The sequence below is a fragment of the Fluviibacter sp. genome (assembly GCF_057744235.1).
Window position 1 is genome coordinate 76,715 of record NZ_JBIJFP010000004.1, and the last position, 24,725, is coordinate 101,439.

At 55.5% G+C, this 24,725-nt stretch carries 25 protein-coding genes; 23 read left to right on the plus strand and 2 right to left on the minus strand.

What is annotated here, in order from left to right; genetic code table 11:
- Positions 1-5 precede the first annotated feature (5 nt).
- From rpsC to rplQ, 22 genes are all read left to right on the plus strand, one after another.
- A complete protein-coding gene (rpsC, locus tag AC3GOJ_RS04135; RefSeq protein ID WP_488236196.1) occupies positions 6-752 on the plus strand; it encodes a 30S ribosomal protein S3 in 747 nt (248 codons plus the stop codon).
- On the plus strand, positions 752-1,165 hold the full coding sequence (gene rplP, locus AC3GOJ_RS04140) for a 50S ribosomal protein L16 (RefSeq protein WP_488236197.1): 414 nt from the start codon (positions 752-754) through the stop codon (positions 1,163-1,165). The genes rpsC and rplP overlap by 1 nt, the downstream gene beginning before the upstream one ends.
- Positions 1,166-1,168: 3 nt before the next feature.
- The gene (gene rpmC / locus AC3GOJ_RS04145; RefSeq protein WP_488236198.1) at positions 1,169-1,354 is read left to right on the plus strand and encodes a 50S ribosomal protein L29; all 186 of its coding nucleotides are present in this window, start codon (positions 1,169-1,171) and stop codon (positions 1,352-1,354) included.
- A gap of 2 nt (positions 1,355-1,356) precedes the next feature.
- Positions 1,357-1,623: a 30S ribosomal protein S17 gene (rpsQ, locus tag AC3GOJ_RS04150; RefSeq protein WP_488236199.1), complete on the plus strand. Its 267-nt coding sequence runs from the start codon at positions 1,357-1,359 to the stop codon at positions 1,621-1,623.
- 180 nt (positions 1,624-1,803) lie between these two features.
- Positions 1,804-2,172: a 50S ribosomal protein L14 gene (rplN, locus tag AC3GOJ_RS04155; RefSeq protein ID WP_488236200.1), complete on the plus strand. Its 369-nt coding sequence runs from the start codon at positions 1,804-1,806 to the stop codon at positions 2,170-2,172.
- A 12-nt stretch (positions 2,173-2,184) separates the two neighbouring features.
- Positions 2,185-2,502 (plus strand): 50S ribosomal protein L24, encoded by a 318-nt coding sequence (rplX, locus tag AC3GOJ_RS04160; RefSeq protein WP_488236201.1) that lies wholly within the window; start codon positions 2,185-2,187, stop codon positions 2,500-2,502.
- A gap of 10 nt (positions 2,503-2,512) precedes the next feature.
- Positions 2,513-3,052, plus strand: a complete 540-nt coding sequence (gene rplE / locus AC3GOJ_RS04165) for a 50S ribosomal protein L5 (protein ID WP_488236202.1) — start codon at positions 2,513-2,515, stop codon at positions 3,050-3,052.
- 7 nt (positions 3,053-3,059) lie between these two features.
- On the plus strand, positions 3,060-3,365 hold the full coding sequence (gene rpsN / locus AC3GOJ_RS04170) for a 30S ribosomal protein S14 (RefSeq protein ID WP_488236203.1): 306 nt from the start codon (positions 3,060-3,062) through the stop codon (positions 3,363-3,365).
- A gap of 15 nt (positions 3,366-3,380) precedes the next feature.
- Positions 3,381-3,776: a 30S ribosomal protein S8 gene (gene rpsH / locus AC3GOJ_RS04175; RefSeq protein ID WP_488236204.1), complete on the plus strand. Its 396-nt coding sequence runs from the start codon at positions 3,381-3,383 to the stop codon at positions 3,774-3,776.
- A 13-nt stretch (positions 3,777-3,789) separates the two neighbouring features.
- On the plus strand, positions 3,790-4,323 hold the full coding sequence (rplF, locus tag AC3GOJ_RS04180) for a 50S ribosomal protein L6 (RefSeq protein WP_488236205.1): 534 nt from the start codon (positions 3,790-3,792) through the stop codon (positions 4,321-4,323).
- A 9-nt stretch (positions 4,324-4,332) separates the two neighbouring features.
- Entirely contained in the window at positions 4,333-4,689 is a 357-nt protein-coding gene (gene rplR / locus AC3GOJ_RS04185; protein ID WP_488236206.1) for a 50S ribosomal protein L18, read from the plus strand.
- Positions 4,690-4,712: 23 nt separating this feature from the next.
- On the plus strand, positions 4,713-5,240 hold the full coding sequence (rpsE, locus tag AC3GOJ_RS04190; protein ID WP_488236207.1) for a 30S ribosomal protein S5: 528 nt from the start codon (positions 4,713-4,715) through the stop codon (positions 5,238-5,240).
- Positions 5,241-5,243: 3 nt separating this feature from the next.
- Positions 5,244-5,429 (plus strand): 50S ribosomal protein L30, encoded by a 186-nt coding sequence (rpmD, locus tag AC3GOJ_RS04195; protein WP_162048952.1) that lies wholly within the window; start codon positions 5,244-5,246, stop codon positions 5,427-5,429.
- Between the two features lie 9 nt (positions 5,430-5,438).
- Positions 5,439-5,876 (plus strand): 50S ribosomal protein L15, encoded by a 438-nt coding sequence (rplO, locus tag AC3GOJ_RS04200; protein ID WP_488236208.1) that lies wholly within the window; start codon positions 5,439-5,441, stop codon positions 5,874-5,876.
- 21 nt (positions 5,877-5,897) lie between these two features.
- Positions 5,898-7,214: a preprotein translocase subunit SecY gene (gene secY / locus AC3GOJ_RS04205; RefSeq protein ID WP_488236209.1), complete on the plus strand. Its 1,317-nt coding sequence runs from the start codon at positions 5,898-5,900 to the stop codon at positions 7,212-7,214.
- Positions 7,215-7,218: 4 nt separating this feature from the next.
- Positions 7,219-7,437 (plus strand): translation initiation factor IF-1, encoded by a 219-nt coding sequence (gene infA, locus AC3GOJ_RS04210; protein ID WP_488236210.1) that lies wholly within the window; start codon positions 7,219-7,221, stop codon positions 7,435-7,437.
- 91 nt (positions 7,438-7,528) lie between these two features.
- The gene (rpmJ, locus tag AC3GOJ_RS04215) at positions 7,529-7,642 is read left to right on the plus strand and encodes a 50S ribosomal protein L36 (protein WP_488236211.1); all 114 of its coding nucleotides are present in this window, start codon (positions 7,529-7,531) and stop codon (positions 7,640-7,642) included.
- 50 nt (positions 7,643-7,692) lie between these two features.
- Entirely contained in the window at positions 7,693-8,058 is a 366-nt protein-coding gene (gene rpsM, locus AC3GOJ_RS04220) for a 30S ribosomal protein S13 (RefSeq protein ID WP_162048956.1), read from the plus strand.
- Positions 8,059-8,080: 22 nt separating this feature from the next.
- Complete coding sequence (gene rpsK, locus AC3GOJ_RS04225; protein ID WP_162048957.1) at positions 8,081-8,470, plus strand: 30S ribosomal protein S11; 390 nt, start codon at positions 8,081-8,083, stop codon at positions 8,468-8,470.
- Positions 8,471-8,482: 12 nt separating this feature from the next.
- Positions 8,483-9,112, plus strand: a complete 630-nt coding sequence (rpsD, locus tag AC3GOJ_RS04230) for a 30S ribosomal protein S4 (protein WP_488236212.1) — start codon at positions 8,483-8,485, stop codon at positions 9,110-9,112.
- Positions 9,113-9,168: 56 nt separating this feature from the next.
- Entirely contained in the window at positions 9,169-10,143 is a 975-nt protein-coding gene (locus AC3GOJ_RS04235) for a DNA-directed RNA polymerase subunit alpha (RefSeq protein WP_488236213.1), read from the plus strand.
- Between the two features lie 27 nt (positions 10,144-10,170).
- Positions 10,171-10,569 carry a 50S ribosomal protein L17 gene (rplQ, locus tag AC3GOJ_RS04240; protein WP_488236214.1) on the plus strand — a complete coding sequence of 133 codons (399 nt, stop codon included), beginning with the start codon at positions 10,171-10,173 and terminating at the stop codon, positions 10,567-10,569.
- 73 nt (positions 10,570-10,642) lie between these two features.
- Here rplQ and AC3GOJ_RS04245 read toward each other — a convergent pair whose 3' ends face one another.
- Complete coding sequence (locus AC3GOJ_RS04245; protein WP_488236215.1) at positions 10,643-11,947, minus strand: sensor histidine kinase; 1,305 nt, start codon at positions 11,945-11,947, stop codon at positions 10,643-10,645.
- The gene (locus AC3GOJ_RS04250; protein ID WP_488236216.1) at positions 11,944-12,663 is read right to left on the minus strand and encodes a response regulator; all 720 of its coding nucleotides are present in this window, start codon (positions 12,661-12,663) and stop codon (positions 11,944-11,946) included. The genes AC3GOJ_RS04245 and AC3GOJ_RS04250 overlap by 4 nt, the downstream gene beginning before the upstream one ends.
- Before the next feature lie 415 nt (positions 12,664-13,078).
- Here AC3GOJ_RS04250 and AC3GOJ_RS04255 point away from each other — a divergent pair.
- Positions 13,079-24,725 (plus strand): hypothetical protein (locus tag AC3GOJ_RS04255; RefSeq protein ID WP_488236217.1); only part of this gene is annotated, 11,647 nt, incomplete at its 3' end.

Genomic DNA, 24,725 nt, shown 5'->3' on the forward strand with positions numbered 1-24,725 from the left:
TCGCTATGGGACAGAAAATTCACCCAACTGGCTTCCGCCTCAGCGTTACCCGCGACTGGAACTCGCGCTGGTATGCCAACGATAAGGATTTCGCTGGCATGCTGGCCGAGGACAATAAAGTCCGCGTCTACCTGAAGAAGAAGCTCGCTCACGCCTCCGTGGGCAAGGTTCTGATCGAGCGTCCTGCCAAGAACGCCCGTGTAACCGTATTCTCGGCGCGTCCGGGTGTGGTTATCGGCAAGAAAGGCGAAGAAATTGATCAGCTGCGTTCGGATCTGCAAAAGATCATGGGCGTACCGGTTCACGTTTCGATCGAAGAAATCCGCAAGCCGGAAACGGATGCTCAGCTGATCGCCGACTCGATCGCGCAACAGCTGGAAAAGCGCATCATGTTCCGTCGCGCCATGAAGCGTGCAATGCAGAACGCCATGCGTCTGGGTGCCCAGGGCATCAAGATCATGAGCTCGGGTCGTCTGAATGGTGCTGAAATTGCCCGTACCGAATGGTACCGTGAAGGTCGTGTGCCCCTGCACACCCTGCGCGCCAACATCGACTACGCAACCTCGGAAGCCATGACGACCTACGGTCTGATCGGTATCAAGGTGTGGGTCTACAAGGGCGAGCATCTGGCTCCGGGCGAGCAGCCTGCTGTGGTTGAAGAACCGAAGCGTGCACCGCGTCGTCCGCGTGAAGATGATGGCAAGTCGGACCGTAAGCCGGCCGCCAAGCGTGTTAGAAAGGCAGGTGCATAATGCTGCAACCCGCACGTCGTAAATACCGTAAGGAACAGAAAGGTCGTAACACCGGCCTGGCAACTCGCGGTGCTACCGTTGCTTTTGGCGAATTCGGCCTGAAGTCAACCGATCGCGGCCGTCTGACGGCGCGCCAGATCGAAGCCGCGCGTCGCGCCATGACCCGTCACATCAAGCGTGGCGGTCGTATCTGGATCCGCGTATTCCCGGACAAACCGATCTCCAAGAAGCCTGCTGAAGTCCGTATGGGTAACGGTAAGGGCAACCCGGAGTACTACGTTGCTGAAATTCAGCCGGGTAAGGTTCTGTACGAAATGGATGGCGTCAATGAGGCGCTGGCCCGTGAAGCATTCAAGCTGGCTGCTGCCAAGCTGCCGCTGCGCACGGTCTTCGTGACTCGCCACCTGGGGTAAGAAATGAAAGCAACTGAACTCAGAAATAAATCGAACGACGAGCTCAAGCAGGAACTGCTTGAGCTGCTGAAGGCCCAGTTTTCTCTGCGCATGCAGAAGGGCACGCAGCAGCTGAGCAATACCAGCCAGCTCGGCAAGGTACGTCGCGACATCGCTCGCGTGCGCACCATTCTCCGTGAAAGGGTCTAATCATGACTGAGAAGACTGGTATGAACCGCACGCTCGTCGGCCGCGTCGTCAGCGACAAGATGCAAGAAACAGCCACCGTGCTGGTTGAGCGTCGTGTCAAGCACCCGATGTACGGCAAGATCATCGTGCGTTCGAAGAAGTATCATGCTCACAACGCCAACAACGATGCCAAGATGGGAGACCTCGTCCAGATCGTTGAATGCCGCCCAATGTCCCGCACCAAGACCTGGCAGATCGCCAAGTTGCTGGAGCGTGCAGAGGTCGTGTAAGAAAAAAAGAGGTGTAATGATGTTGCACCTCTTGCAAAGGCCGGATTTCTTCGTTATAATCCGGCCTCTTTCGCTGTAACTTTGCATCGCACAACTGTGTGGTGCGCTGTTCGGTAAGTTTTTGAAACCCAAGACTGCCCGTGCGCCATTTGCTGGTAGCGGGACAAGTTGGAGTTAATGATGATTCAGATGCAGTCGATTCTGGACGTCGCCGATAACACCGGTGCGCGTTCTGTAATGTGTATCAAAGTGCTGGGCGGCTCCAAGCGCCGTTATGCCGGCATTGGCGACATCATCAAGGTGTCGATCAAAGATGCAGCCCCCCGTGGCCGCGTGAAGAAAGGTGACGTCTACAATGCCGTCGTCGTTCGCACTGCCAAGGGTGTTCGTCGTACCGATGGTTCGCTGGTGAAGTTCGATGGCAACGCCGCCGTCCTGCTGAACAACAAGCTTGAACCGATTGGTACCCGTATCTTCGGCCCGGTGACCCGGGAGTTGCGCTCGGAGCGTTTCATGAAGATCGTTTCGCTCGCTCCTGAAGTCCTATAAGGAAGCCGCCAAATGGATAAGATTCGTAAAGGCGACGAAGTCATCGTCACCACCGGTAAGGACAAGGGCCGTCGTGGCACTGTTGTTCTCCGTGTCGATGCAGACCGCGTTGTTGTAGAAGGCATTAACCGTGTCAAGAAGGCTACCAAGCCGAACCCAATGCTGGGTACGCCAGGTGGTCTGGTCGATAAGGATATGCCGATTCAGGTTTCCAACCTGGCTCTGTGGAATGCCAAAGCAGGCAAGGGTGACCGCGTCGGCTTCAAGGTGCTCGACGATGGTCGCAAGGTTCGCGTGTTCAAGTCGAACGGCGAACAGGTTGAGGCATAAGGGGATCCGCATGTCACGTTTGCAAGATTTTTACAAGAGCTCGGTCGCCCCGGCGCTGATGAAGGAATTCGGCTTCAAGTCGCCGATGGAAGTGCCGCGCATCACCAAAATCACCCTGAACATGGGTGTGGGTGAGGCTGTTGCTGACAAGAAGGTTCTGGAACACGCAGTGTCCGACCTGACCAAGATTGCTGGCCAGAAGCCGGTGGTTACCAAGGCTCGTAAGTCGATCGCCGGCTTCAAGATCCGTGATAACTACCCGCTGGGCTGCATGGTGACCCTACGCGGTCCGCGCATGTTTGAATTCCTGGATCGTCTGGTCACCGTGGCTCTGCCGCGCGTCCGTGATTTCCGTGGTATTCAAGGCAAGGGTTTTGACGGCCGTGGTAACTACAACATGGGCGTTAAAGAGCAGATCATTTTCCCGGAAATCGAGTACGACAAGATCGATGCTCTGCGCGGGATGAATATCAGCATCACGACCACCGCGAAGAATGACAGCGAAGCCAAGGCTCTGCTGACTGCATTCAAGTTCCCTTTCAAGAATTGAGGCGATTATGGCCAAAACAGCCCTGATCAATCGTGAAGCGAAGCGTCGCGCTCTTGTCGCGAAGTTCGCCAAAAAGCGTGAAGCCCTCCAGGCAATCATCAGCGACCAGTCGCAAAGCGAAGAAGTGCGCTATGAAGCGCGCCTCAAGTTGCAGCAACTGCCGCGTAACGCTAACCCCACCCGTACCCGCAACCGCTGTCAGTTGACGGGCCGTCCCCGTGGCACCTTCCGTAAGTTCGGTCTGTGCCGTCACAAGATCCGTGAGCTCGCCTTCAAGGGAGAAATCCCGGGCGTGATCAAGGCCAGCTGGTAAGCAGGAGGATTTGATATGGCAATGAGTGATCCGATCGCCGATATGCTGACCCGCATCCGCAATGCGCAAATGGCACAAAAGCTGGTGGTGCGTATGCCCTCCTCCAAGCTGAAAGTGGCTATTGCAAAAGTGCTCAAGGATGAAGGTTACGTTGAGGATTTTGCCGTGCGTGGCGAAGCAGCCAAGCCGGAACTTGAAATTGGTCTGAAGTACTACGCTGGCCGCCCGGTTATCGAACGCGTTGAGCGCGTTTCGCGTCCTGGCCTGCGTGTCTACAAACCGTCTGCTGAGATTCCCCGCGTCATGAATGGCCTGGGCATTGCAATCGTCTCGACCCCGCAGGGTGTCATGACTGATCGTAGGGCCCGTGCAGCCAATGTCGGCGGCGAAGTGCTCTGCTACGTCGCGTAAGGGAGGGTTCGATATGTCTCGCGTAGCTAAGAATCCAGTCGCCCTACCGCAAGGTGTAGAAGTGAACGTTGCTGGTGCGCAGATCAGTATCAAGGGCCCGCTGGGCACCATGACGCTGGCGCGCAATCCGGCAGTTGACGTTGTGCTGGAAGGTTCAGAACTGAAGGTTAAAGCTGTTGCCGGTGCTGAAAATGCAGCCGCAATGTCGGGTACCACCCGTGCACTGCTGGCCAATCTGGTTAATGGCGTTTCGAAGGGTTTCGAAAAGAAACTGACCCTGGTTGGCGTGGGTTACCGCGCCCAGGCTCAGGGCGACACCCTGAATCTCTCGCTCGGTTTCTCGCACCCGGTTGCTCACAAGATGCCCGCTGGCGTCAAAGTGGAAACCCCGTCGCAAACCGAAATCCTGATCAAGGGGATCGACAAGCAACAGGTAGGTCAGGTTGCTGCCGAAATTCGTGCCTATCGCAAGCCGGAGCCATACAAAGGCAAGGGTGTGCGTTATGCCGATGAGGTCGTCATCCTCAAGGAAACCAAGAAGAAGTAAGGGTGCCTCATGAAAGATAAGAAACAGTCGCGTCTGCGCCGTGCCCGTCAGGCACGCGCTCGCATCGCCGAACTGAAGGCCGTTCGCCTGAGCGTGTTCCGCACCAACCAGCACATCTACGCCCAGGTCATCTCGGCCTGTGGTGGCAAGGTACTGGCTGCTGCTTCCACTGTTGAAACCGAACTCCGCAAGGATGTGCCGAACGGCGGTAACGTCGCTGCTGCACAAACGGTTGGCAAGCTGGTCGCTGAGCGTGCGCTCAAGGCCGGCGTTGAACAGGTTGCTTTTGACCGCTCGGGTTTCAAGTACCACGGCCGCGTTAAGGCTCTGGCTGAAGCTGCCCGTGAAAACGGTCTCAAGTTCTAAGCCGTTAGGAATCGAGGATAACTATGGCGAAAGCACAAAGTCGCAAACCGCAGCAGGCTGAAGATCGTGAAGATTCTGGCCTGCGCGAGAAGATGGTAGCCATCAATCGCGTTAGCAAGACCGTGAAGGGTGGCCGCATCATGAGCTTTGCCGCACTGACCGTGGTCGGTGACGGCGATGGTGGTGTGGGTATGGGTAAGGGCAAGGCCCGTGAAGTGCCGCTGGCAGTTCAGAAGGCCATGGAAGAAGCCCGCCGCCGCCTGTTCAAGGTATCGCTGAAGAACGGTACCGTTCAGCACACGCTGATCGGCCGTCACGGCGCAGCCAAGGTGATCATTCAGCCGGCACCGGAAGGTACTGGGATCATCGCCGGCGGTGCTGTCCGTAACGTGTTTGAAGTTGTCGGTATTACCAACGTCGTTGCCAAGTGCCTTGGCTCGACAAACCCGTACAACGTCATTCGCGCCACCCTGAACGGTCTCAAGGCCATGAACACGCCGGCAGAAGTTGCCGCCAAGCGTGGCAAGACCATCGAAGAAATTCTGGGGTAAGTCATGTCGAACAAAAAACTCAAGGTTACGCTCGTCAAGAGCGTTATCGGTACCAAGCAGGATCACCGCGCCACCGTGCGTGGTCTGGGTCTGGGCCGTGTTAACTCGACCGCTGTGCTGGAAGACACCCCGGCCGTCCGCGGCATGATTCACAAGGTTCAATACCTCGTGAAGAGCGAAAGCGTCTAAGGGGAAGTTATGGAACTCAATACCATCAAACCCGGCGCCGGTGCCAAGCACGCTGCTAAGCGTGTTGGTCGTGGCATCGGTAGCGGCCTGGGCAAAACCTCGGGCCGTGGTCACAAGGGTCAGAAGTCGCGCACGGGTGGCTATCATAAGGTTGGTTTCGAAGGCGGTCAGATGCCGCTGCATCGTCGCCTGCCGAAGCGTGGTTTCGTGTCGCTGACACGTGCCCGCGTTGCTGAAATCCGCCTGAGCGATCTGCAGAACATTCCGGTCGATGAAATCGATCTGGCGGTTTTGAAGCAGTGTGGCGTTGTTTCGACGCTGGCATTGGCTGCCAAGGTTGTCCTGTCCGGTGAACTCAGCCGCAAGGTTGTGCTCAAAGGCATCGGTGCGACCAAGGGTGCCAAGGCTGCCATCGAAGCCGCCGGTGGCAGCATCGACGCCGCGTAATAAGACAGGAACAGATCAGACATGCAGCAAAATGCACTCACGCAGGGTAGCAAGCACGGAGAACTCAAGCGTCGCTTGATGTTTCTGCTGGGCGCACTCATCGTGTATCGCATCGGCGCTCATATCCCGGTACCGGGCATTGATCCGTCGGTGCTGTCTGATCTTTTTTCGCGTCAAAAGGACGGCATCCTCGGCATGTTTAACATGTTCTCCGGGGGTGCGCTGTCCCGCTTTACCGTATTTGCCCTAGGCATCATGCCCTACATTTCGGCATCAATCATCATGCAGTTGATGACCGTCGCCAGTCCTGCATTGGAAGCCCTGAAAAAAGAAGGCCAGGCAGGTCAGCATAAGATTTCGCAGTACACCCGCTATGGCACCGTCGTTCTGGCGTTCTTCCAGGCGCTGGGTATTGCCGTTGCGCTGGAAGCGCAACCAGGCCTGGTGCTTGACCCCGGCATGGGATTCCGCCTGGAAACCGTGATTACCCTTGTGACGGGCACCATGTTCCTGATGTGGGTGGGCGAGCAGATCACGGAACGTGGTCTGGGTAATGGCATCTCCATTATTATCTTTGCAGGTATCGCCGCAGGACTGCCGGGTTCGCTGGGTGGCATTCTGGAACTGGTAAACACCGGTGCCATGAACCCACTGACCGCCATCGTGATTGTAGCGATTGTGATCGTAGTGACTGCATTCGTTGTCTTTGTTGAACGTGGCCAGCGTCGTATTCTGGTCAACTACGCCAAGCGCCAGGTTGGCAACAAGCTGTACGGTGGTCAGTCGTCATTCTTGCCGCTCAAGCTCAACATGGCCGGCGTCATCCCCCCGATTTTTGCTTCCTCGATCATCCTGTTCCCAGCAACGCTGGCCGGCTGGTTTGGTTCAGGTGAGAATATGGTCTGGCTCAAGGATATCGCAACCGGTCTGTCACCTGGTCAGCCGCTCTACATCCTGTTTTATGCTGCCGCCATCATCTTCTTCTGTTTTTTCTACACTGCCCTGGTATTTAATACCCGTGAAACCTCGGATAACCTGAAGAAGAGCGGTGCATTCATTCCCGGGATCCGTCCGGGCGAACAAACCTCGCGTTACATTGAAAAAATTCTGACCCGCCTGACCCTGATTGGTGCCATGTACATCACCATCGTGTGTCTGCTGCCGGAGTTCCTGATTCTTAAGTGGAACGTCCCGTTCTACTTTGGCGGCACCTCGCTGCTCATTATCGTAGTCGTCACCATGGACTTCATGTCCCAGGTGCAGGCGTTTGCAATGTCGCATCAATACGAAAATCTGCTCAAGAAGGCAAACTTCAAAGGCGGTTTAGGCGGTCGGTAAGAAGATGGCAAAGGAAGACCTGATCGAGATGCAGGGGGAGGTCCTAGAAAACCTTCCGAATGCAACTTTCAAGGTAAAACTGGAAAACGGATACGTGATCCACGCCTTCATCTCCGGTAAAATGCGCATGCATTACATTCGGATTCTGCCCGGTGACAAAGTCACCGTGCAATTGACCCCCTACGATCTGACCAAAGCCCGGATCACTTTCCGGTCTAAGTGAGATCTGGGGACGTTTTTTTGTTTTAAATCTCTACGCAAGAACCCGACGGAAAGCCACGGCTGGGCGGAACGTCGACATAAAGGAGTAGGTAATGAAAGTTTTGGCTTCGGTACGGCGCATTTGCCGGAACTGCAAGATCATCCGCCGCAAAGGTGTGGTGCGTGTGATTTGCACCGATCCGCGCCACAAGCAGCGTCAGGGTTAATTGCGTCGTCGACGCAATTGTTCAAGTTCAGTAGAGACTGAGGATACTCAATGGCTCGTATTGCTGGGGTAAACATTCCCAACCATCAACATGCCGAAATCGCACTGACTGCCATTTTTGGCATCGGTCGTACCCGTGCACAGAAAATCTGTGACGCTGCCGGTGTTACGCGTTCGGTCAAGATCAAAGATCTGACCGATGCTGACATGGAGCGTCTGCGTGACGAAGTCGCCAAGTTCACCGTCGAAGGTGATCTGCGCCGCGAAGTCACCATGAACATCAAGCGCCTCATGGATCTTGGCTGCTACCGTGGCTTCCGCCATCGTAAGGGTCTGCCTTGCCGTGGTCAGCGTACGCGTACCAATGCCCGTACCCGCAAGGGTCCGCGCAAGGCCGCGATCGCTGGTAAGAAGTAATCGATAAGGAAAGGCACCAGACATGGCCAAGACATCGACTAAAGTCCGTAAAAAGATTAAGAAGAACATTGCTGACGGGATCGTTCACGTTCACGCATCGTTCAACAACACCATCATCACGATCACCGATCGCCAGGGCAACGCACTGTCATGGGCGACTTCGGGCGGCGCCGGCTTCAAGGGCTCCCGTAAGTCAACCCCGTTCGCTGCTCAGGTTGCTGCCGAAGCTGCCGGTAAAGTTGCCCAGGAATGCGGCATCAAAAACCTGGAAGTCCGCATCAAGGGCCCGGGTCCGGGTCGCGAATCGGCCGTGCGTGCACTGAACGCACTGGGTATCAAGATCACTGCAATTTCGGATGTGACTCCGGTGCCGCACAACGGCTGCCGTCCTCCGAAAAAGCGCCGTATTTAAGGAGAACCTGACATGGCTCGTAATCTCGATCCGAAATGCCGTCAGTGCCGCCGCGAAGGCGAAAAGCTGTTCCTCAAGGCTGAGAAATGTTTCAGCGACAAGTGCGCCATCGAGCGCCGTGCCTACGCACCTGGCCAACACGGTCAGCGTTCGGGTGCCCGTCTGTCTGACTACGGTGTCCACCTGCGTGCCAAGCAGAAGATCCGTCGCATCTACGGCGTGCTCGAAGGCCAGTTCCGCAAGATTTTCTTCGAAGCTGATCGCCGCAAAGGTCAGACCGGTGAAAACCTGCTGCAACTGCTGGAAGCCCGTCTGGACGCTACCACCTACCGCATGGGCTTTGCCGGTTCGCGTGCCGAAGCACGTCAGCTGGTTCGCCACAACGGTATCCTCGTCAATGGCAAGCGCGTCAACATCCCGTCGTACACCCTGAAAGCCGGTGACGTCGTTGAGCTGACCGAAGCTTCGCGGGGTCAACTGCGCGTTAAGGCCGCTCTGGAAGCTGCTGAAGGCCGTGGTTTCCCCGAGTGGTTGGCGGTGGATGTCAAGGCTGGCAAGGGTACCTTCAAGGCCATGCCGCAGCGCTCTGAGCTGTCGCCGACCCTCAACGAAGGCCTCGTCATCGAACTGTATTCGAAGTAAGCCCAAAGGCTCACTGAGTTTTCAGCTTACTTTTGAATCAATAACAGGAATCGCTCATGCAAGGAAATGCACTATTAAAGCCGCGCAGCATCGATGTCCAGACCATCTCTCCGGTTCACGCCAAGGTGGTCATGGAGCCGTTCGAGCGTGGTTATGGTCATACGCTGGGTAATGCCCTGCGTCGCATCCTGCTGTCGTCGATGGATGGCTATGCGCCGACCGAAGTCAAGATCGATGGCGTTGTCCACGAATACTCGACGATCGATGGCGTGCAGGAAGATGTTGTTGACCTGATGCTCAATCTGAAGGGCGTTGTGTTCAAGCTGCACAGCCGCAACGAAGTGGTGCTCAAGGTCAGCAAATCGGGTGAAGGCATCGTGCGTGCTTCGGATATCGAAGTGCCGCATGACGTTGAGATCATCAATCCGGATCACGTGCTTGCCCACCTGCAAGGTGGCAAGCTGGATATGGAAATCAAGGTCGAAAAGGGCCGTGGTTACGTGCCTGCCAACCAGCGCAAGCAAGCCGAAGAGCACAAGGTCATTGGTCATCTGATGCTGGATGCCAGCTTCAGCCCGCTCCGTCGTGTTGCTTATTCGGTTGAAGCCGCCCGTGTGGAACAGCGCACCGATCTCGATAAGCTGGTCATGGACATTGAAACCAACGGTGTCATTGATCCAGAAGAAGCCGTGCGCATTGCCGCCCGCATCCTCATCGACCAGATGTCACTGTTTGCTGACCTCGAAGGCACTTCCAACGGTGCTGATGGTGGTAAGGCAACGCAGATTGATCCGGTCCTGCTCAAGCCGGTCGATGATCTGGAGCTGACTGTGCGTTCGGCAAACTGCCTGAAGGCCGAGAACATCTACTACATCGGCGATCTCATTCAGCGTACTGAAAACGAGCTGCTGAAGACCCCGAATCTGGGTCGCAAGTCGCTTAACGAAATCAAGGATGTGCTCGCTTCGCGCGGTCTCACCCTAGGTATGCGTCTCGACAACTGGCCGCCAGCCGGTCTCGAGCGTAACTGATCGCCGGATTAACGAAAGGAACTCACCATGCGTCACCGTCACGGTCTTCGCAAACTGAACCGCACCAGCAGCCACCGTCTGGCCATGCTGCGCAACCTGACTAACGCCCTGCTGCGTCACGAAGCTATCCGCACGACTGTGCCGAAGGCCAAGGAACTGCGTCGCGTTGTCGAACCGATCATCACTCTGGCCAAAGTCCCGACGGTTGCCAATCGTCGTCTGGCTTTTGCCCGTCTACGTGATCGTGAAATGGTGGTCAAGCTCTTCAATGAGCTCGGCCCACGCTACCTGGCTCGCAACGGTGGTTACACCCGTATCCTCAAAGCCGGCTTCCGTCCGGGCGACAATGCACCGATCGCCTACATGGAATTGGTTGACCGTCCGGAAGTGACTGAAGCGGTTGAAACTGAACAGGCTGCTGCCTAACCAAAAGTTAAGTCGCCACCTAATAAAAAACCCAGCTTAGGCTGGGTTTTTTATTGGTGCATAGCAAAGAAATTCAAAGTTTACGATTAAAAGTTACTCTGTAGATTTGTGCCTGGTCATTGCTCGATTCTGAAATCGTTGCATTGTGAACCTTAGCGAATTGGTGGATGATTTTTAGACCCAGCCCTGATGAGTAAGTCCCTTCTGCTGGACCAACCGCCTGTATCTGGCTAGCAGGTCTGTGAGAAAAAGCGCTAAGCGTATTTTCAACATAAAGCAATACGTGCTCGTCTTGAATTGTAATCCCGAGTTTGATGGTGCCGGCGCCGTGCCGAATTGCATTGTCAATCAGGTTATATATAAGTCTTGTTAATGCCACCGGCTTGTACATAATGATTGCTGGCGTATGATCAGTCTGCAAATCAATTGTTACGCCGGCACGAGCATAATTATTATGAATCTCCGTGATGAGTGAGTTTACATTTCCTTCTATCCAGGGCTCGATTACCTCACGGTTAAGTTTTGAAAGCTCGATAAACTGGTTCAAAAAAAGACCCATTTCAGAAACATCTTCTAGAAGAGATTCAACCGCAGCGGGGCTTTTGCTTTTAATGAGTTCTAATCCAATGCCAAGTCGACTTAATGGGGTGCGTAAATCATGGGCAATCGACTCAAGAATTTGTTCTCTGTCCGAAATCATTGCATCAAGCGCGACCCTCATATCATTGAGCGTGTTTGAAAGCACCCGGATTTCTGGCGAGGAATTTTCATCGACTTCTATACGATGTAATTCATCTCCAAGTGCGAGCAGCGTTGCCTGATCGGAAAGATTCTGTAGTGGAGTCGTAATTCGCGTGGCAATCCAATAGGCGGCAATAGCGCTTTGCAACAAGAGCGAAATGAATAACAAACTCAGGATGAATGAGAAGTGATATTTGCCGACACCTTGAAAAAAAACGGTCGGCGAGTTATTTTCGGCCGAAGTAACGCTGATGGTCGGGGTGGTTTGATTTGAGAATGACGCGGTTAAATGTCCTGCTGAAATCTCATTGATACTGTTGACGATGGCGCGAAACCCCGGGTATTGGAGCGTATCCACATGTTCAAGCGGCTTGTCAATTATGCCTATGTTAGGGAGTTGAGCGATAGCAGCTTGGTATCTCAACAACCCTTTGGTGCCTGTCTCTGCACTAATTTGTTGAATAGCTTTTGTTATGCCAATCATAACGCTGGCGAAGTTGTAACCGAATGTTTGTTGTGCAGCAAATGCAACTAATCCTATGAGGATAATCTGGTTGATAAATAAAGCCCCTGCAAACCAGAGCCAGAAACTGCTGAAAATTTTGAGACGGCGCTTTAAACTTATTCTTGCCATCATGACTCTGTATGACGCGGATACTCGAGGAACATATACCCTTTATTCCTGATTGTCTGAATATACGGCAGACCATCTGACCTCAGGCCTAACTGTTTACGAATTCTTGAGACAAAGACATCGATGGTGCGTTCATCGGGAAAGGCTTCTCGGTCATGTAGCTCTTGAGTTATCGTCGTTCGATCGACGGTTTGTGCTCGCTGTTCTATCAGAATTTTGAGAATAGCTAACTCCGTTGGACTCAAACGCACTGTTTGATTGCGGTATGTCAGTCGCGGCAGCCGCCCATCAAAAATGAAATCATCAAATGCGAGTACTGAAGGCGGTGGCTTAGGTTTAGTTATTGGTACATGAGCATGCCGCCGAAGAACAGCCCTTATGCGGGCCAGCAATTCCAAGGCATTAAAAGGCTTGGGTACATAATCGTCAGCGCCAAACTCCAGACCCTGAATTCGATCCACATCTTCTGAGCGCGCAGTAAGCATAATAATCGGGGTGAAGTCGTCGGCGTTGCGGAGCCGCTGGCAAATTTCTAGGCCAGACTCTCCGGGCATATTGACGTCGAGAATCAGAAGACTGAAAGAGCGGCTTTGTAGGGCTTCATCGAGCGCTTTGCCGCCGTTAACGCTAAGAGTTTCATAGCCATGTCTGGCTAAAAACTCGACCATCAAAGCGCGCAATCTTGCATCGTCATCGACAACTAAAATCGAGCTTTGCATGAGTTCTCCTGATTACGACAGAAATCATATCAGCCGGATAGCCGAGGTGCGCTTGGTATTTACAAAAATTTACAAACGCCACCTCTTTTGTTTGGTGTAATTACGTACAAGAAACTTAACTCGACCGATCATGACTCTTCATAAGTGCATTAAACGCGCATTACTTCTATGCTTTTTAGGGCATGCCTGTTTCGCATCGACTACCTTGAGCGCACAAACTCTTGCACCTGCTATTGCATGGTCTCCAGCGTACATGTATGAGGATCAGTCTTATGGCAAAGATGGTAATTTAGGAGGGCAAACAACATACTCGGTAAGTTATGAAGACTATGTCATCCCCGTATACACCTGCACATCATACCCTGGCGGTACCAATACCACGGGGGGTGCAAATCTTAATAAGACCGGTTCAGCCTTGAGCGGCAACTATGGGACCGCTGTTCTGTATACATCTTACGGCGGCAATGGTGGCGGGGGGGGGTCTAACGATAACATCGATTGTCCGCAGACCATGGCAGGTAATGGTTCGCCAGGCATGCCTGGCGGTAGCGTAATTTTTCAGTTGAACAAGGGGGATGTTAGTGCTTCAACGCTGAACATCTCCGGTATTGTTGCTATATCCAAGGGCGGAAATGGCGGTAACGGTGGCAGTAATAGCGAAAGTGGTAACGCCGGTAATGGGGCTTATGGCGGTGCGGGTGGCGCTGTACAGGTTACTAACTATGTGGGTATAACGACTACCAATAATGGTGGAGGTTATGGCATTTTTGCCCAAAGCGCAGGGGGCTATGGTGGCAGCGGTGGGTCTCAGACGCCCAACAGTATTTGGTACGTTAACGTGAGTGGTAGTGGTGGTAATGGAGGGGTCGGTTCTTCTGGTAGTAGCGTAAGCGTCACAAATTATGCTGACATTTCTACGCCGCCAGCCGTCCCGATTTTTGCACAAAGCATTGGTGGACAAGGTGGTAGCGGCGGTAGTTCGAGCGCAATTTTCAGTGGATCTGGCGGCAGTGGGGGTTATGGCGGTCCTGCTTTAACAGTTACCGTTCAGAACTCAGGCAATTTGTATGCCGCAACGGATGGTGGGTTCGGTATTTTTGCGCAATCCATGGGAGGCAGTGGCGGCAATGCAGGGGCCAAAGCTGGGTTGTATGGGTTAGGAGCCTCTGGCGGTCCGGCGGCATCGGGTGATACGGTAACCGTGACCAATAGTGGTTTAATTAATGTTAAGGCCGCCTCTTCTATCGGCGTTTTTGCCCAATCGATGGGGGGTGGTGGGGGAGCTGGTGGTTTAGCTATTGGTATGGCATCGTTGGGTGGTACGGGGGGTGGCGGTGGCGACGGTGGAAGTGTTTTTGCTGCAAACACCGGAAACATCTTCACGGGTAAAGCATGTACAGCATCAGCCCCCGGTGCTTGCTCCGGCTTAACTTACAGCGCGGCGACCTACACCAGTAATGGTGGCGGTGTCGGGCTGCTGGCACAGTCCATCGGTGGTGGTGGCGGTATCGGCGGCATGGGTATTACCGCCAGTACCAGCACCCCGGTCTCTCAGGTCAGTATGGCGTTGGGGGGTTCCGGAGGTGGCGGCGGCGATGGCAACACCGTACAAGCAATGAACACGGGCACGATAGTGACGGTAGAGGCGAATTCTCAGGGGGTATTAGCCCAGTCCATCGGCGGCGGTGGTGGCTCCGGAGGTGGTGCTGTTGATGTGGCGGTTGGATTTTCGCACGCGTTTGGGTACGCAGGTGGGAGCACGGGCGGCACGGGTGGTAACGCTAATTTGGTGGGCGTGAATTGCCCCTCTACTTCAGTTATGTGGGCATGCTCTTCTGCAACAACCAGCACGCTGGCGACTAGTGTACCCGCTGCTGGTGCTCTAATAAGCACAGCAGGTGTTGGATCTGCCGGGATTCTGGCGCAATCAATCGGCGGTGGCGGCGGAAGTGGTGGCTATGCTTTAGCCTTTTCAGCATCGGTAGGAGCCAGTGTTAATGCTTCTTATGGTGGTTCGGGTGGTTCGGGTGGTTCTGGCAACATGGTTTATGCCGCCACAGGAGGTGTAAGCATTAATACCACCGGTTCAGATTCGCCCGGCATGGTAGCGGCATCGATTGGCGGTGGCGGTGGCAATGGCGGTAATGCAGTTTCGGGATCAATGTCCGCCGGTCTCTCTTTGGGTCTGGCCATGGGTGGCACAGGTGCGACGGGTGGAGCTGGTGCCAGCGTGCAAGCGCAAAACCTGACGTCAACGATCAATGGAGTCTCTGTACCGGCAGCCCAGATCACCACCACAGGCGATCGCTCTTTCGGTATTTTGGCGCAATCCATTGGCGGCGGCGGTGGTAGCGGGGGTTCTAGTATCAGCGCCGTAGTTTCCGGCGGTGCCAGCGGTGCCGCTATCGGCCTCAGTATCGGTGGTTCTGGTGGTTCGGGTCAATCCTCGCAGTTCGCAGTACTGGATAATGACGGTGTCATTAATACATCAGGGAGTGGCTCCAGCGCACTTGTGTCGCAGACCATTGGTGGTGGGGGTGGTAACGGTGGCTTCTCTCTCTCCGCAGCGGCGACTATGTCGTTGGCGGCGAACGTTGCCATTGGCGGTTCTGGCGGTGCGGGTGGTGGTAATAGCAACGCTCAGGCCTCGGTGACTAATAGCGGTAACCTGACGACAACCGGCGGCGGTGCGGCGGCGATTGTTGCGCAATCCATTGCAGGCGGTGGTGGTAATGGTGGTTTTTCTGCGACGGGTTCCTTGGGTATGGCGGGCCTCGGTTTTTCTATAGGCGGTACCGGTGGTACGGGTGCGAATGCAGGTTCAGTGAATGTCAATAACAGTGGAACGATTATTACCAACAATACAAGTGCGGCTACCAATGGCACGGCCGCTGGTAATAACCCTGGTATTCTTGCGCAATCGATTGGCGGCGGCGGCGGTAATGGTGGCTTCGCGGCATCAACTGCAGCAACAGCTTCTGCGGCCAGTAGCCTTAGTCTTGGTGGTTCTGGCGCTCCGGGTGGCACTGCATCGACGGTGACTGTAACCTCGACTGGAAGCATTAATACCGCAGGCCAATCGTCCGCCGGTATTATTGCTCAGAGCCTGGGTGGTGCCGGTGGTAATGGTGGGTTTTCTGTTGCTGGTGCTTTGTCAGGCGATGCCAATTTATCGACCAGCATTGGTGGTAATAGTGGTGCTGGTGGAACTGCAGGCGCTACCAATGTCACCAATTCTGCAACAATCACTACTAATGGTGCTCTTTCTGCCGGGGTCCTGGCACAGAGCGTGGGCGGGTCTGGAGGCAGCGGCGGGATGGCATTCTCCAGCGCAGCCTCATTTGGTGCTTCATTAGGTGTCAGCATTGGAGGCAGCGGAGCCGGTGCTGGTTCTTCAAATCTGGTGACTGTCACTAATAGTGGAAATGTAATCACGCAGGCAGATCAGTCGGCCGGTTTGATAGCTCAATCGATTGGTGGATCAGGGGGTAATGGCGGCATTGCCATTAGTGGGGATGCAGCATCTGCGGCAGGCAGTCTTTCCCTCGGTGGTGGAGGAGGTACAGGAGGCTCATCCGGCCTTGAATCGATGACGCAGACGGGTGCTATCGACAGTATTACTGCGGTCAATGTTTCAAACTTAGCCGTAATTAATACAATGGGTGTGCAGTCATCAGCGATTCTGGCTCAGTCTATCGGTGGTAACGGCGGAAACGGTGGTAACAGTTTTGGCGGTTCGGTTTCGGATAGCGCTAGCCTGTCAATGAATGTCGGCGGTGGCGGTGGTACGGGTGGTACTGCTGGTTCTGTCGTCGTCTCAAACAGTAACAGCATCACGACTGCTTCTACGCAATCAAGTGGCATCGTGGCTCAGAGCATTGGCGGTCATGGTGGGAATGGGGGTACGAGTGCAGGGGGTGCGGCATCCACTGACAGTGGCTCTTTAGCGATTACCCTCAACGTGGGTGGTAGTGGTGCAGCCGGTGGGCAGTCATGGGGTGTGGGTGTGAACAACTCAGGGGCCATTAACGTGGCCGGCGCTCAGTCAAGCGGCATTCTTGCGCAAAGCATCGGTGGGTCTGGTGGTAACGGTGGCAGTAGCTATGGTGGTTCGATTTCGAATGGGGCGGGCTTTACTGCGGACATTGGTGGAGGCGGAAGCGGCGGTGGTACGGCCGGTGTCAGCCCAACTGGTTCAAATACCGTGCCTACGGCGGTCAGTGTGACCAATAGCAATGCCATCACCACATTGGGTGATCAGGCTGGTGCGATTGTGGCTCAAGCAATCGGCGGCAGTGGTGGCAATGGGGGTAACGCGATTTCGGGCAGTATTGGGTCAGATGTAGCTGGATCGGTGTCATTGGGTGGTGGCGGCGGCAGCGGCGGCACCGCCTATAACGTGAGCGTGGCTCTCAATGATCCGACGTCTGGTGGTTATTTCGTGACGACAAACGGTCAGCAATCGACGGCTGTGCTGGCGCAATCGATCGGTGGTAACGGGGGTAACGGTGGTTTTACAGCAGCGTTCTCCGCCGCTCAGGAAGTGGGTACCGTGAGTGTTGCGCTTGGTGGTTCGGGCGGCTCGGGAGGTACGTCGGGGGGCGTTTCTCTGACGACGGCTTCTGCAGTGTCTATTTCCTCATCCGGTAATAACTCCAGTGGTCTGGTCGCTCAATCGATAGCTGGTAAAGGCGGTAATGGCGGCTCGGCTATTACGGATGCTTTTGCCTCAGGATCATCCTCGGTGCCGGTGAGCGTTGCTGTGGGCGCCAGTGGCGGTGGTGGCGGTACAGCCGGTGATGTGAGCGTTTCCAGTAATTCAAAGATCAACACGGCAGGTTTAAATGCGATAGGCATTATCGCCCAATCGGTTGGTGGCGATGGTGGTAACGGGGGCTCGAGCCAGAGTCTGGCGATCGGTGATCCACTCAGCACCAAATCCTTTGCTGCATCCGTTGCTGTTGGCGGTCCAGGTGGTGCTGGCGGTGTGGGTTCGAATGTCACGGTCAGCCAAGTGGGTAGCATCAACACGGCAGCAATATTGAACACAACAAGTAATGGGGTTACGACCGCATCAGCGGCAGATGGCTCCGTTGGCATCCTTGCCCAATCGATTGGTGGCAACGGTGGGAATGGTGGTAATGCCACTTCGAATGCGATTGCTGGCAAGGGCACGGTATCTATGGCAATTGGTGGATCTGGCGGCACCGGAGGAAATACCGGGGGTGTCGTGCTGGTTAATGCCAATAAAGGTGTAACAAGTGGAACGATCTCGACAAACGGGATGAATGCATCGGCCATTCTTGCCCAGTCAATTGGCGGAGGGGGTGGTAACGGTGGCTGGTCGCAGAGTTCGTCCTCAAGTAACCAATATGCCGCAGGAATGTCCCTGGGCGGTTGGGGTGGCGAGGGTGGTAATGGCGCGATGGTCACGGTTAATGCCGGCGGCACCATCAGCACGAGCGGTCAGCAATCCTACGGTATTGCCGCTCAGTCCATCGGTGGTGGTGGTGGTAATGGTGGCGCCAGCGCTTCTATGGTTTCATCCACCCCAGGTAGTGCAGAAAGTGGCCTAACCTCGGTGATTGGTGCGCAAATCTCGCAAACGATGACGCAAAACGGGGTCCCTACAAGCATCGGTAATCAGGCATCCAGCTATCTGGCGACAAACCTGGTGCATTCGACGACTCAATCATCGAACCCGACCAGTAATTCTGCTACGCCACCCGATAGCGGTGTATCTGCTTCGATGTCAGTCGGTGGGATTGGTGGCTCCGGTGGCACGAGTGATTCGGTTACCGCCAACAGCATAGCCAATATTAGTACTGCTGGTGACTTGGCGCATGCCATCATTGCGCAGTCGATTGGTGGCGGTGGTGGTAATGGGGGCTCTAGCAGTTCAAAGGCTGACGGTGGTAAATATTCTGCAGCACTCTCCGTGGGTGGTTTTGGCGGGACGGGTGGTACCTCCGATCTGGTGACCGTCTCGAGCTCAGGAGCATTGGCGACCTCGGGTAATAATGCGATTGGGATCTTCGCCCAGTCGATTGGCGGTGGTGGTGGTAACGGGGGATCAAGCACCACGTCATCGACGACTAACCCGGGTGGTATCGCTGCCGTGACTATGGGGCTTGGCGGTTGGGGCGGTAGTGGCGGCAGCTCAGGCGTCTATGCCTCAGGCTCTCAGGTGCCATTGACCATTGTCGACGTAACGAATAGTGGACAGATCACAACGAGCGGTGCAAACTCGGCGGGTATTTACGCGCAGTCGATTGGCGGCGGCGGGGGCAATGGCGGCTCTAGTAGCGCCTCATCTACCGTGGCAGCTGGCGCACAAGGATCTAGCAAAGCTAGTACCGGTGGGTCTAGTACACCGTCAACATCGGGTAGCGCGAACTCTTCGACCGCAGGCAATACCGCAACTGGCCAGAATAGCAGTCAGGCAGGCGCCGACAGCGGCACGGCCGTTGGCATGAGCGTCGGCGGTTTCGGTGGTTCGGGTGGTTATGCGAACAACGTGGTGGTGAGTAATAGTGGTCTGATAGCCACAGGCTATGTGGCGGGGACGAGTAACCAGACGTGGCAGCAGGCTTCTCAGGCTTCTGCTGCGCTGGGGCTGGCGGATAGTTCGGTCGGTATTTTTGCGCAGTCGATCGGCGGCGGTGGTGGTAACGGCGGCTCGAGCAGCAGCAATGCAGACGGCAGCAAGAACAGCGTGTCGCTCGCGATGGGCGGTAACGGCGGCACGGGTGGCGATGCGGGTCAATCATCGGTGACCAACACGGGCAGTGTTTACACATTTGGTAACAATGCCAGCGCGATATTTGCCCAATCGGTGGGCGGTGGTGGTGGTAATGCCGGTTCATCGACCGTGACCAGCGGTAGTGGGGGCAGTAACGCCATTGCCTTTGGTTTAGGTGGTATGGGTGGTGCGGCAGGTGAGGGCTCATCGGTTACAGTGAGCAACACGGGTGCCGGAGCGCTTATCAGCACCTATGGTGCTAACTCCTACGGTATCTTTGCGCAATCGGTCGGTGGCGGTGGTGGTAACGGTGGCGCAGCGTCGGTATCGGCTACGGCCCCGACTTCGTCGAACAACGACAGCAGCAACGGCACCACAAACAGTGCAAGCACCGGTTCGGGGACTACCTCAGCTCAGGCAAACAGCGGCGTAGCGCTAGCGGCCAGCCTGGGTGGCAGTGGTGGCGCAGGTGGTAACGCAGGCGAAGTTAATATCACAAACGCAGCACAAGTGGTCACAGCCGGTGCCAGTAGCACGGCGATCTTTGCTCAATCCGTAGGTGGTGGGGGTGGTAATTCCGGTTCATCGACATCGAATAGCAACGGTGGTGCTTATAACGCCAATCTGGCCCTGGGTATGAATGGTGGGAGCGGTGGCACAGGTGATCTGGTTTCAGTCAGTTCAACCGGTTCGGTACAAACCACCGGCGCCAATGCCATGGGCATCATGGCGCAGTCGATTGGCGGCGGTGGCGGTAATGCGGGTTCGACCAGCTCGACCAGTAGCGGCAGCAGTGGTGATGCTGCAATTACGATGGCCATGGGTGCCAATGGCGGTAGCGGCAACACGGCGGGAAATGTGACAGTACAGCAGACCGGCACCGTGGCGACTCAGGGTGATGGTGCAGTAGGTGTTTTTGCGCAGTCGGTTGGCGGTGGTGGCGGTAACGGCGGATCGAGTCAGACAAGCACTGCGGGTGGCAAGAACGCAGTTACATTGTCTCTGGGGGGTAGTGCTGGCGAGGGTGCCACTAGTGGTGTCGTATCGGTAACCTCGTCGATGAGCATCTCGACGCTGGGTGATAATGCTCAGGGTATTTTTGCGCAGTCAGTCGGCGGTGGTGGCGGCAATGGTGGTTCAAGTACGGGTGTTTCAACGGGAAATCAAAATAGCCTTTCCTTGACAATGGGCGGCTCCGGTGGGAGTGGCGGTGGCTCTGGTGCTTACTACGGCATAAATACGGATACGCCTCTCACTGTTGTTAAGGTTACCAACAGCGGTCAGATTATGACGAGCGGCACCAATTCTGCGGCAATTTACGCCCAATCAGTGGGTGGTGGCGGAGGTAACGGTGGCTCTAGTAGTTCAGCTGCTTCAGCGGCTTCAGGCACTCAGAGTACTAGTGCGGCGGGCACGGGTAGCGGTTCGAGCTCCAGCTCTGGAGGTATTTCGGTTGGTCTTTCCATGGGCGGTTTCGGTGGTTCGGGTGGTTATGCGAACAACGTGGTGGTGAGTAATAGTGGTCTGATAGCCACAGGCTATGTGGCGGGGACGAGTAATCAGACGTGGCAGCAGGCTTCTCAGGCTTCTGCTGCGCTGGGACTGGCGGATAGTTCGGTCGGTATTTTTGCGCAGTCGATCGGCGGCGGTGGTGGTAACGGCGGCTCGAGCAGCAGCAATGCAGACGGCAGCAAGAACAGCGTGTCGCTCGCGATGGGCGGTAGCGGCGGCACGGGTGGTGATGCGGGTCAATCATCGGTGACCAACACGGGCAGTGTTTACACCTTTGGTAACAATGCCAGCGCGATATTTGCCCAATCTGTTGGTGGTGGTGGTGGTAATGCCGGTTCATCGACCGTGACCAGCGGTAGTGGGGGCAGTAACGCCGTTGCCTTTGGTTTAGGTGGTATGGGTGGTGCGGCAGGTGAGGGCTCATCGGTTACGGTGAGCAACACGGGTGCCGGAGCACTTATCAGCACCTATGGTGCTAACTCGTACGGTATCTTTGCGCAATCGGTTGGTGGCGGTGGTGGTAACGGTGGCGCAGCGTCGGTATCGGCTACGGCCCCGACTTCGTCGAACAACGACAGCAGCAACGGCACCACCAATGGTGCCAGCGCAGGCGGTTCTTGCACGGCATCTTCAACACAAACCTGCGACGCTGGTACAACACAAGGGACAACATCTGCGCAGGCCAATAGTGGCGTTGCACTGGCGGCGAGCCTGGGTGGTAGCGGGGGTGCTGGTGGTAATGCCGGGGAAGTGAGCGTGACCAATACGGCACAGATCATCACAGCCGGTGCCAGTAGCACGGCTATTCTTGCCCAATCCGTTGGTGGTGGGGGTGGTAACTCCGGCTCATCGACCTCAAACAGCAATGGCGGTGCCTATAACGCCAACATGGCTTTGGGCCTGAATGGTGGCAATGGTGGCGCAGGTGGTCTGGTTTCAGTTAGCTCCAACGGTTCGGTACAAACCACCGGCGCCAACGCCATGGGCATCATGGCGCAGTCGATTGGGGGCGGTGGCGGTAATGCTGGCTCATCCAGTTCTACGAGCAGCGGCAGCAGTGGCGATGCAGCGATCACAATGGCCATGGGTGCCAATGGTGGCGCTGGCAACATTGCGGATAATGTCACGGTTGAATTGAACGGGACCGTTACGACCACAGGCGATAGTGCAGTCGGTGTATTTGCGCAATCGGTTGGCGGTGGTGGCGGTAACGGGGGCGCCAGCCAATCAAGCACATCGGGCGGTAAGACGGCTGTTAGTCTCTCTCTAGGTGGCAGTGGCGGTACAGGTGCAACGGGTGGTAGCGTCAACGTCTATGCCATCCAGAATATCTACACGAGCGGGAGTAATGCGCAGGGTGTCTTTGCCCAGTCGATTGGCGGCGGTGGTGGTAATGGCGGTTCGTCGAGCAGCACCAGCGGCAATGGGGGCGATCTAAACGCCATGCTGAGCCTTGGAGGCTCAGGTTCAGGTGGTGGCAGTGCGAACAATGTTTATGTCTCATCTGCTTATCAGGACTACAACACGGCGACAGGCAATTCAGTTTCTGCGCCGGTTAATGGCATTTCCTTAAGCACGAGCGGTAGCAATGCACAGGGTGTGCTGGCCCAGTCGATTGGTGGCGGCGGTGGTAATGGTGGTTCCAGCGCATCGCAAACCAATAATTCGTCTTCGAACAACAATACCAAGACGGTAGGCCTGGCGCTTGGCGGCTCGTCAGGCAATGGCGGTGACGGTGGTCTGGTCACTGTGCGCAATGCGTTCATTGTGCAAACAACGGGGGATGGTGCCCAGGGTCTTCTTGCCCAGTCGATTGGCGGTGGCGGTGGCAATGGCGGCAGTAGCTCTTCAGGGCCTGCAAGTAATCTATCCACCTTCAACCTTGCGCTTGGTGCCACGGGGGGGAATGGTGGCGCAGCCAACGCAGTTGATGTCACAACTTGGTCAACAATAAATACGGTGGGTAATAACGCCGGGGCTCTGGTTGCTCAATCAATCGGTGGGGGTGGTGGCAGTGGCGGCGCTAGCGACAACAACTCCTTCGGCCTCGCCTCGAACTTTATCAGTCATCAGCTCGGCGCTAGCGGCGGTAGTGGTGGTGTGAGCAATACGGTCAGCGTCAATACCTCGGGTAATCCGCTATTTACACAAGGTAACAACTCGATGGCGATCATTGCCCAGTCGATTAGTGGCGGTGGTGGTATCTCCAATACATACACCGACTCTGGTACTACAGGTAGCAACACTTACCAGCTTACCCTGGGCGGTGTCGGCGCTAATGCCATAGGAACACCGGCCAGCACGGACGTGAGCTGCCCAACCGGTGTTGCATCTCCCTGTGTCACCGTAGTTGCTGCCAGCCCCATTACCACGAAGGGTGCCAATAATGTCGGCATCATGGCGCAGTCTGTCGCCGGTGGTGGCGGTATTAGCGCGACGACCGTTTCCGGTGGCTCGTTGACGCTCAATAGCAGCCAGATCGGCGGATCCTCATCCAGTTCGGGCAACGGACTGGCAGTAAACGTGAATCATACGGGTGCTATTAGCACCACGGGTCCGGCCGCGATCGGTATCGTTGCCCAGTCGGTTGGTGGCGGCGGTGGTTACGCAGGTCTGGTCAGCCAGTCGGCAACGACGGCAACCAACGGTGGCAACATGAGCATCGGTGGTTCAAGCAACAGCTCGGGTAACGGTGGCAACGTCGATGTCACTGTTGGAGCAGCGATTAACACGACTGGTGCGAGCTCGGTTGGGGTATTGGCTCAGTCCGTTGGCGGTGGTGGTGGTGCGTTGGTGACTGCCGGAGTCAGTGGTATGACGCCGACGTTCACGGGTGGGTCAGGATCGGGGGGCAATGTGACGGTGAACGTAAATGCGCCGATTACTGTGACGGGTCAGGGTGCCATCGGTGTTGTTGCGCAATCAGTCGGTGGCGGTGGCGGCCTGTATCTCAACGAAAATGGTTATACGCCGATGTCCGGCGGTGGCTCGGGAACGGCCGGTACGGTATCTGTGTCTGTTAATAACGTGATTCAGGCGAATAATGGCACCGGCATCTATGCAGGAGCAGCAAAAGGAGCAAATGATCCAAGTATTACGATCAGCGCGAAGGGTGCGGTACTCGCATCCGGTGGTGGTTCGGCTCTGGTGTTGGATGGTCTAGTCAACAATGTCCATAATGAGGGTGTGATTGCTGTCGCCAATATGAATACAGATAACGCATTTGATATTCGTGGGGCAGGTGGTACGACGCAGATAACGAATAACGCGATCATTTCTGGCCGTCTGTTGAACTCGGGAAGCACCATCAATGTGACGAATAACCAGGGGGCACAACTGGCTCTGCCGGACGTGCCGAACCTGGGCGCTGGTGTATTGACGAACAGTGGTTATGTTCAGTATTTCGGTCCAGCGGATCGTACGCCGACAACGATTTCCCACACGGAGTCCTTCATCCAGACGGCAACAGGAAGTCTTGGCGCACGTTTGGATTTTGCAGCGGCGCTATCTGATATTCATGATTTCAGTCCAAGTCCTCAGTTTGTTCTGGAGGGTAAGATTCGTCCGATTCTGATCAATGCAGGCTTGATTCGTCCTGGTACGGTTGAGGCAACGGTGCTGGCATCGAGTGAACCGGTTGGTCTATCAACGGTTTCCAATGTCCTGGGCATCGATGAGAACAGTGCGATCATGAGTTATGGTCTGAATCGGGTGGGCAATAGCATCAACATGAGCTCAACCGCCAACTTTGCTCCTGCAGGCTTATCGCAGTTTGGCAGCCAGGTGGGTCAGGCGATCGGTCAGTATC

What these genes read in the sequence shown, in the direction of transcription:
- secY (WP_488236209.1), top strand. Translation starts at nt 5,898, where the DNA reads ATGCAGCAAAATGCACTCACGCAGGGTAGCAAGCACGGAGAACTCAAG.
- rplQ (WP_488236214.1), top strand. Translation starts at nt 10,171, where the DNA reads ATGCGTCACCGTCACGGTCTTCGCAAACTGAACCGCACCAGCAGCCAC.
- AC3GOJ_RS04250 (WP_488236216.1), bottom strand. Translation starts at nt 12,663, where the DNA reads ATGCAAAGCTCGATTTTAGTTGTCGATGACGATGCAAGATTGCGCGCT.
- rpsH (WP_488236204.1), top strand. Translation starts at nt 3,381, where the DNA reads ATGGCAATGAGTGATCCGATCGCCGATATGCTGACCCGCATCCGCAAT.
- rplR (WP_488236206.1), top strand. Translation starts at nt 4,333, where the DNA reads ATGAAAGATAAGAAACAGTCGCGTCTGCGCCGTGCCCGTCAGGCACGC.
- AC3GOJ_RS04245 (WP_488236215.1), bottom strand. Translation starts at nt 11,947, where the DNA reads ATGATGGCAAGAATAAGTTTAAAGCGCCGTCTCAAAATTTTCAGCAGT.
- rplF (WP_488236205.1), top strand. Translation starts at nt 3,790, where the DNA reads ATGTCTCGCGTAGCTAAGAATCCAGTCGCCCTACCGCAAGGTGTAGAA.
- rpsM (WP_162048956.1), top strand. Translation starts at nt 7,693, where the DNA reads ATGGCTCGTATTGCTGGGGTAAACATTCCCAACCATCAACATGCCGAA.
- rplE (WP_488236202.1), top strand. Translation starts at nt 2,513, where the DNA reads ATGTCACGTTTGCAAGATTTTTACAAGAGCTCGGTCGCCCCGGCGCTG.
- rpmJ (WP_488236211.1), top strand. Translation starts at nt 7,529, where the DNA reads ATGAAAGTTTTGGCTTCGGTACGGCGCATTTGCCGGAACTGCAAGATC.
- AC3GOJ_RS04235 (WP_488236213.1), top strand. Translation starts at nt 9,169, where the DNA reads ATGCAAGGAAATGCACTATTAAAGCCGCGCAGCATCGATGTCCAGACC.
- infA (WP_488236210.1), top strand. Translation starts at nt 7,219, where the DNA reads ATGGCAAAGGAAGACCTGATCGAGATGCAGGGGGAGGTCCTAGAAAAC.
- rplX (WP_488236201.1), top strand. Translation starts at nt 2,185, where the DNA reads ATGGATAAGATTCGTAAAGGCGACGAAGTCATCGTCACCACCGGTAAG.
- rplN (WP_488236200.1), top strand. Translation starts at nt 1,804, where the DNA reads ATGATTCAGATGCAGTCGATTCTGGACGTCGCCGATAACACCGGTGCG.
- rpsD (WP_488236212.1), top strand. Translation starts at nt 8,483, where the DNA reads ATGGCTCGTAATCTCGATCCGAAATGCCGTCAGTGCCGCCGCGAAGGC.
- rplO (WP_488236208.1), top strand. Translation starts at nt 5,439, where the DNA reads ATGGAACTCAATACCATCAAACCCGGCGCCGGTGCCAAGCACGCTGCT.
- rpsE (WP_488236207.1), top strand. Translation starts at nt 4,713, where the DNA reads ATGGCGAAAGCACAAAGTCGCAAACCGCAGCAGGCTGAAGATCGTGAA.
- rpsN (WP_488236203.1), top strand. Translation starts at nt 3,060, where the DNA reads ATGGCCAAAACAGCCCTGATCAATCGTGAAGCGAAGCGTCGCGCTCTT.
- rplP (WP_488236197.1), top strand. Translation starts at nt 752, where the DNA reads ATGCTGCAACCCGCACGTCGTAAATACCGTAAGGAACAGAAAGGTCGT.
- rpsQ (WP_488236199.1), top strand. Translation starts at nt 1,357, where the DNA reads ATGACTGAGAAGACTGGTATGAACCGCACGCTCGTCGGCCGCGTCGTC.
- rpmC (WP_488236198.1), top strand. Translation starts at nt 1,169, where the DNA reads ATGAAAGCAACTGAACTCAGAAATAAATCGAACGACGAGCTCAAGCAG.
- rpmD (WP_162048952.1), top strand. Translation starts at nt 5,244, where the DNA reads ATGTCGAACAAAAAACTCAAGGTTACGCTCGTCAAGAGCGTTATCGGT.
- rpsC (WP_488236196.1), top strand. Translation starts at nt 6, where the DNA reads ATGGGACAGAAAATTCACCCAACTGGCTTCCGCCTCAGCGTTACCCGC.
- rpsK (WP_162048957.1), top strand. Translation starts at nt 8,081, where the DNA reads ATGGCCAAGACATCGACTAAAGTCCGTAAAAAGATTAAGAAGAACATT.